General features: G+C 64.1%; 5 protein-coding genes. All 5 read left to right on the top strand.

All coding sequences use genetic code 11. From position 1 onward, the window contains the following. Positions 1-277: glycogen/starch/alpha-glucan phosphorylase (locus tag EOA49_RS07905; protein WP_164749199.1), on the top strand; the 277-nt coding region annotated here is incomplete at its 5' end. Between the two features lie 115 nt (positions 278-392). Beyond that, positions 393-2,627: a 1,4-alpha-glucan branching protein GlgB gene (glgB, locus tag EOA49_RS07900; protein ID WP_127243111.1), complete on the top strand. Its 2,235-nt coding sequence runs from the start codon at positions 393-395 to the stop codon at positions 2,625-2,627. Positions 2,628-2,641: 14 nt separating this feature from the next. Next, positions 2,642-3,907: a glucose-1-phosphate adenylyltransferase gene (glgC, locus tag EOA49_RS07895; RefSeq protein WP_067327922.1), complete on the top strand. Its 1,266-nt coding sequence runs from the start codon at positions 2,642-2,644 to the stop codon at positions 3,905-3,907. A gap of 66 nt (positions 3,908-3,973) precedes the next feature. Then, positions 3,974-5,419, top strand: a complete 1,446-nt coding sequence (glgA, locus tag EOA49_RS07890; protein ID WP_127241980.1) for a glycogen synthase GlgA — start codon at positions 3,974-3,976, stop codon at positions 5,417-5,419. 3 nt (positions 5,420-5,422) lie between these two features. Further along, positions 5,423-7,051 carry an alpha-D-glucose phosphate-specific phosphoglucomutase gene (locus EOA49_RS07885; protein WP_127243110.1) on the top strand — a complete coding sequence of 543 codons (1,629 nt, stop codon included), beginning with the start codon at positions 5,423-5,425 and terminating at the stop codon, positions 7,049-7,051. Positions 7,052-7,117 lie beyond the last annotated feature (66 nt).

Raw genomic sequence — 7,117 nt, 5'->3', positions numbered from 1 at the left:
GTCGCAGGCGGTGTCGGCGATCTCCTCCGGCGTCTTCTCGCCTGACGATCCCAACCGCTACCGCGACCTCATGAACGGCCTTTATCAGAGCGACTGGTTCATGGTGGCGGCCGATTTCGACTCCTACGCCGCCTGCCAGCGCGAGGTCGACGATGTCTGGCGCAACAGTCCCGACTGGTACGCGCGCGCCATCCGCAATGTCGCCCGCGTCGGCTGGTTCTCGTCCGATCGCACCATTCGCCAATACGCGAAAGAAATCTGGAACGTACCTGTCTGATGTGATTGCATGAGGCTGCCGACAACGTGGACGTGCATGTCGCCCAAAAGTGCCTAGCCGTTTTGGGCCAACATATGCACAAACCAGAATAGTTCCCAGGGAGGGACGCCGCCTGATGAGGAAGCCGCGCGCGACCGCTGCAACAAGCGGGCCGGACGGACTGGCGCCAGCCGGCGATGTCGCGGCCATTGTCGCCGGAACGCATGGCGATCCCTTTGCAATTCTGGGTGTGCACGCGGCCGGCAAGGGCTTTGTCGCCCGCTGCTTCGTACCCAATGCCGAATGCGTCACCGCCTATGCGCTCACCGGCAAGGAAGCCGGGGAACTCGTGCGCAGCAACGATGCCGGCTTCTTCGAGGGCAAGCTTTCGATCCGCAAGCGTCAGCCGTTGCGCTATCACGCGAGGAATGCCGGCGGCGACTGGTGGCTGACCGACCCTTATTCCTTCGGCCCGGTGCTGGGCCCGATGGACGACTACTACATGGCGGAGGGCTCACACCTGAGGCTCTTCGACAAGCTCGGCGCCCATATCATCGAGCATGAGGGGACCACCGGCGTGCATTTCGCGGTATGGGCGCCCAACGCCCGGCGCGTCTCGGTGGTCGGCGCCTTCAACGACTGGGACGGCCGCCGGCACACCATGCGCGACCGCAAGGACACCGGCATCTGGGAGCTGTTCATTCCGGACCTCGGCGCCGGCCAGCCTTACAAGTTCGAGATCATCGGTCCGGACGGCGTGCGCCTGCCCCTCAAGGCCGATCCGTTCGCCTTCGAGTCCGAGCTGCGCCCGGCGACCGCTTCGGTGACGGCGCCGCCGATGGCGCATCAATGGGGCGACGAGGCGCATCGCAGCTTCTGGCAAAAGGCCGATCCGCGGCGCGAGGCGATCTCGATCTACGAAGTCCATGCCGGCTCGTGGCAGCGGCGCGATGACGGCACCTTCCTCACCTGGGACGAGCTCGCCGCGCAGCTGATTCCTTACGTGGTCGAAACCGGCTTCACCCATATCGAGTTCCTTCCGATCTCGGAGCACCCCTACGATCCGTCCTGGGGCTACCAGACGACCGGCCTTTATGCGCCGACCGCGCGCTTCGGCGATCCCGATGGCTTCGCCCGCTTCGTCGACGGTGCGCATCGTGCCGGCGTCGGCGTCATCCTCGACTGGGTGCCGGCGCATTTCCCCGTCGACGAGCATGGGCTGGTGAAGTTCGACGGCACCGCGCTCTACGAGCATGCCGACCCGCGCCAGGGTTTTCACCCCGACTGGAATACCGCCATCTACAATTTCGGCCGCCGCGAGGTGGTGTCGTTCCTCGTCAACAACGCGCTGTTCTGGGCCGAAAAATACCATGTCGACGGTTTGCGCGTCGACGCTGTCGCCTCGATGCTCTACCTCGATTATTCGCGCAGGTCAGGCGAGTGGATCCCCAACGAGAAAGGCGGGCGCGAGAATTTGCAGGCGGTCAGCTTCCTGCAGAAGATGAACAAGGAGCTCTACGGCCATCATCCCGGGGTGATGACGATCGCCGAAGAATCGACCTCATGGCCGAAGGTATCGCAGCCGGTGCATGAAGGCGGGCTCGGCTTCGGCTTCAAATGGAACATGGGCTTCATGCACGACACGCTGGAGTATTTCTCCAAGGAGCCGATCTACCGCAAGCACCATCACAACGACATCACCTTCGGCCTTGTCTACGCTTTCTCCGAGAATTTCGTCCTGCCGCTCTCCCATGACGAGGTCGTGCACGGCAAGGGCACGCTGCTCCACAAGATGGCAGGCGACGACTGGCAGAAATTCGCCACGCTGCGCGCTTACTACGCCTTCATGTGGGGTTATCCCGGCAAGAAGCTCCTGTTCATGGGCCAGGAATTCGCCCAGCGCCGCGAGTGGAGCGAGGAACGCGCGCTCGACTGGAATCTGCTGGAGCACGCCCCGCACCGCGGCGTCCGGCAGGCAGTGCGGGACTTGAACTACCTCTATCGTTCGCGCCCGGCGCTGCATGCGCGCGACTGCGAGCCGGAAGGCTTCTCCTGGCTGATCGTCGACGATCGCGACAATTCGGTCTTTGCCTGGCTGCGCAGCGCGCCGGACGGCAACCCGATCGCCGTCATTTCCAACTTCACGCCGGTGCCGCGCGAGAACTATCGCGTGCCGCTGCCGAAGGCGGGCGAGTGGCGCGAGATCATCAACACTGACGCCGCCGAGTATGGCGGCTCCGGCATGGGCAATGGCGGCATGACCGTGGCGAGCGGGGAAGGGGGCGGCACGTCGGCGACGATGCTCTTGCCGCCGCTGTCGACGATCATGCTGGAATTCGTCGCGGACGAAGCAAAGGTCCGGACAGCTTAGGAGGGAGGCAAACGATGGCAGAGATCAAGAGAACCCAGCCGCTGGCGCGCGATGCCATGGCCTATGTGCTGGCCGGCGGCCGCGGCAGCCGCCTCAAGGAGCTGACCGACCGGCGCGCCAAGCCCGCCGTCTATTTCGGCGGCAAGACGCGCATCATCGATTTTGCGCTGTCCAATGCGCTCAACTCCGGCATTCGCCGTCTCGGCGTCGCCACCCAATACAAGGCGCACTCGCTGATCCGCCACCTGCAGCGTGGCTGGAACTTCCTGCGCCCCGAACGAAACGAGAGCTTCGACATCCTGCCCGCCTCGCAGCGCGTCTCGGAAACGCAGTGGTACGAGGGCACGGCGGATGCGGTTTACCAGAACATCGATATCATCGAGGCCTATGGCCCCGAATACATGGTCATCCTAGCCGGCGACCACATCTACAAGATGGATTACGAGCTGATGCTGCGCCAGCACGTCGATGCCGGCGCCGATGTCACCGTCGGCTGCCTCGAAGTGCCGCGCATGGAGGCGACCGGCTTCGGCGTCATGCATGTCGACAAGAAGGACACCATCATCTCCTTCATCGAGAAACCCGCCGACCCGCCCGGCATACCGGACAAGCCGGACCATGCGCTGGCCTCGATGGGCATCTATGTCTTCAAGACCAAGTTCCTGATGGAGCAGTTGCGCCGCGACGCGGCCGAGCCAGGATCCAGCCGCGACTTCGGCAAGGACATCATCCCCTACATCGTCCAGCACGGTAAGGCGATCGCCCACCGCTTCGCCAAATCCTGCGTCCGCTCCTCGCACGAGTCGGAGCCTTACTGGCGCGACGTCGGGACGGTGGACGCCTATTGGGAAGCCAATATCGACCTGACCGATGTCACGCCCGAACTCGATCTCTACGACCGGGATTGGCCGATCTGGACCTATGCCGAATTGAAGCCGCCGGCCAAATTCGTGCATGACGAGGACGGCCGTCGCGGCGAGGCGATCTCCTCGCTGGTGTCCGGCGACTGCATCGTTTCCGGCGCATCGCTGCGCCGCAGCCTGATCTTCACCGGCGCGCGCATCAATTCCTATGCGAAGCTCGAGGAAGTGGTGATGCTGCCCGACGTTCAGGTTGGGCGCAACGCGCGCCTCAAGCGCGTCGTCATCGACCATGGCGTCCACATCCCGGAGGGGCTGGTGGTCGGCGAGGATGCGGCACTCGACGCCAAGCGCTTCCGCGTTTCGGAAAAGGGCATCTGCCTGATCACTCAGGATATGATCAACAAGCTGTCAACCTGATAGGGTTGATCGGCAAGTTGTCAGTCTGATCAACAAGCTGTCACTTTAGCCGTGGATCTTAGGCGCATGCAGGTTCTGTCCGTCACGCCCGAAATCTTCCCGCTGATCAAGACCGGCGGGCTTGCCGACGTGACCGGTGCCCTGCCGATCGCGCTCGCCAGCAAGGGCGTGGCGATGCGCACGCTCATCCCCGGCTATCCGGTGGTGATGGACGCTTTCAAGAAAAAGAAGGCCGTCTATCAGTACCCGCTGCTGCAGGGCGGCAAGGCTTCGGTTCACGCCGTCAAGATCGGCGAGCTTGAGCTCTTCGTGCTCGACGCGCCGCATCTTTTCGACCGCCAGGGCGGGCCCTATGGTACCGCCTCCGGCTCCGACTGGCCCGACAACTGGCGGCGCTTCGCGGCGCTGAGCCAGGTCGGCGGCGACATCGCCGGCGGCGCGATCTCCGGCTACCAGCCAGACCTCGTGCATGCCCATGACTGGCAGTCGGCAATGACGCTCGCCTACATGCGCTACGGCAATGCGATCGGCGTGCCGTCGCTGATCACCGTGCATAATCTTGCTTTTCAGGGACAGTTCGGCTCCGGCATTTTCGGCGAGCTCGGCCTGCCGGGCGTGGCGATGCAGCTCGATGGCGTCGAATATTATGGCGGCGTCGGCTTCCTCAAGGCCGGCCTGCAGGCCGCCTGGGCGATCACCACGGTGAGCCCGACCTACGCGCAGGAAATCCGCTCGCCGGAATTCGGCATGGGCCTCGACGGCCTGATCAACATGCGCGCCGTCGACCTCTACGGCATCGTCAATGGCATCGATGTCGACATCTGGAACCCGGCGACCGACAAGCACCTGGTCGCCAACTACTCGGCCGAGACGCTGGAAGCGCGCGCCCTGAACCGCAAGGCCGTGGAGGACCGCTTCAGCCTCGAGCCTGACGACAGCCCGATCGTCTGCGTGGTCAGCCGTCTGACCTGGCAGAAGGGCATGGACATTTTGGCTGCCGTGGTCGACGGCGTCGTTCAGCGCGGAGCACGACTGGCGGTTCTGGGCTCGGGCGATGCCGGCCTCGAAGGCTCGCTGCTTGCCGGGGCCGCGCGGCATCGCGGCCGCGTCGGCGTCGTCATCGGCTATGATGAGGCGCTCTCCCACATCATGCAGGGCGGTTGCGACGCGATCGTCATCCCTTCACGCTTCGAGCCTTGCGGGCTGACCCAGCTCTATGGATTGCGCTATGGCTGCGTGCCGGTCGTCGCCCGCACCGGCGGCCTCGCCGACACCATCATCGACGCCAACGAGGCGGCGCTTTCGGCAGGCGTCGCCACCGGTTTCCAATTCGCGCCGAACAATGGCGGCGCCCTCCTGCACGCCATCCGCCGCCTGGTCGAAGCGCATGCCAGACCCGCCGCCTGGGCCTCGATCCAGCGCCAGGGCATGAAGGCCGACGTTTCCTGGGACAAGAGCGCCGAGAAATATGTCGAACTCTATCGCTTGCTGCTTTCAAAAAGGGCTGCCTGAGGCATGATCAAAACCGTCCCTACCAAACCCTATACCGACCAGAAGCCCGGCACCTCCGGCCTGCGCAAGAAGGTGCCTGTCTTCCAGCAGGAGCACTATGCCGAGAACTTCATCCAGTCGATCTTCGACGCGCTGGAAGGTTTTCAGGGCAAGACGCTGGTGATCGGCGGCGACGGCCGTTTCTACAACCGCGAGGTCATCCAGACGGCCATCGCCATGGCCGCTGCGAACGGCTTCGGCAAGGTGATGGTCGGGCAGGGCGGCATCCTGTCGACGCCGGCCGCGTCCAACATCATCCGCAAATACAAGACCTTTGGCGGCATCATCCTGTCGGCCAGCCACAATCCGGGAGGCCCGCACGAGGACTTCGGCATCAAATACAATGCCGGCAACGGCGGCCCTGCGCCGGAGAAGATCACCGACGCGATCTTCGAAAAGTCCAAGACGATCTCGAGCTTCAAGACCGCCGACATCGGCACCGTCGACATCGACACGATCGGCACCTTCCAAGCCGGCGGCATGACGGTCGAGGTGTTCGACCCGGTCAAGGACTATGCCGAGCTGATGGAGAGCCTGTTCGACTTCGACGCCATCCGCGCGAATTTCAAATATGGCTTCCGCATGCGCTTCGACGCCATGCACGCGGTGACCGGCCCCTATGCCAAGGAGATCCTCGAGCGTAGGCTCGGCGCCCCGGCCGGGACCTGCCGCAATTTCAAGCCGCTGCCCGATTTCGGCGGCCATCACCCCGATCCGAACCTGGTCCATGCCAAACATCTCTATGACGAGATGATGGGGCCGGACGCGCCGGATTTCGGCGCCGCTTCCGACGGTGACGGCGACCGCAACCTGATCATCGGCAAGGGCATCTTCGTAACGCCCTCGGATTCTCTGGCGATGCTGGCCGCCAATGCGCATCTGGCGCCCGGCTACAAGGAAGGCCTGAAGGGCATCGCCCGCTCGATGCCGACCAGCGGAGCGGCCGATCGCGTCGCCGAGAAGCTCGGCGTCGGCATCTACGAGACGCCGACCGGCTGGAAGTTTTTCGGCAATCTGCTCGACGCCGGCATGGCGACGATCTGCGGCGAGGAAAGCGCCGGCACCGGTTCCAACCATGTGCGCGAGAAGGACGGGCTGTGGGCCGTGCTTCTGTGGCTCAACATCCTCGCTGCGCGGGGCGAGAGCTGCAAGGACATCGTCACCAAGCACTGGGAAAGCTACGGCCGCAACTATTACTCGCGCTACGACTATGAGGAGGTCGAGACAGACCGCGCCAACGCACTGGTCGACGAATTGCGCGCCAAGCTCGGCTCGCTGCCCGGCACCAGCGTGCGCGGCATGAAGATCGCCAGCGCCGACGACTTCGCCTATCACGACCCGGTCGACGGCTCGGTGAGCAAACACCAGGGCATCAGGATCCTGTTCGAGGGCGGCTCGCGCGTCGTGTTCCGGCTCTCCGGCACCGGCACTTCCGGCGCCACGCTGCGCGTCTATATCGAGCGTTACGAGCCCGACAAGGCGAGGCATGACCTCGACACGCAGGAAGCGCTCGCCGACCTCATCGCCGCCGCCGACGACATCGCCGGCATCAAGAGCCACACCGGTCGCAACAAGCCGAGCGTGATTACTTGAAAGTGGTGAGGATTTCCCCTTCTCCCCTTGTGGGAGAAGGTGGCCGAGCGAAGTTCGGACGGTTGA

It is taken from the genome of Mesorhizobium sp. M1A.F.Ca.IN.020.04.1.1 (assembly GCF_003997315.1).
GTDB lineage: Bacteria > Pseudomonadota > Alphaproteobacteria > Rhizobiales > Rhizobiaceae > Mesorhizobium.
This window is presented reverse-complemented; position numbering and strand designations above follow the sequence as displayed.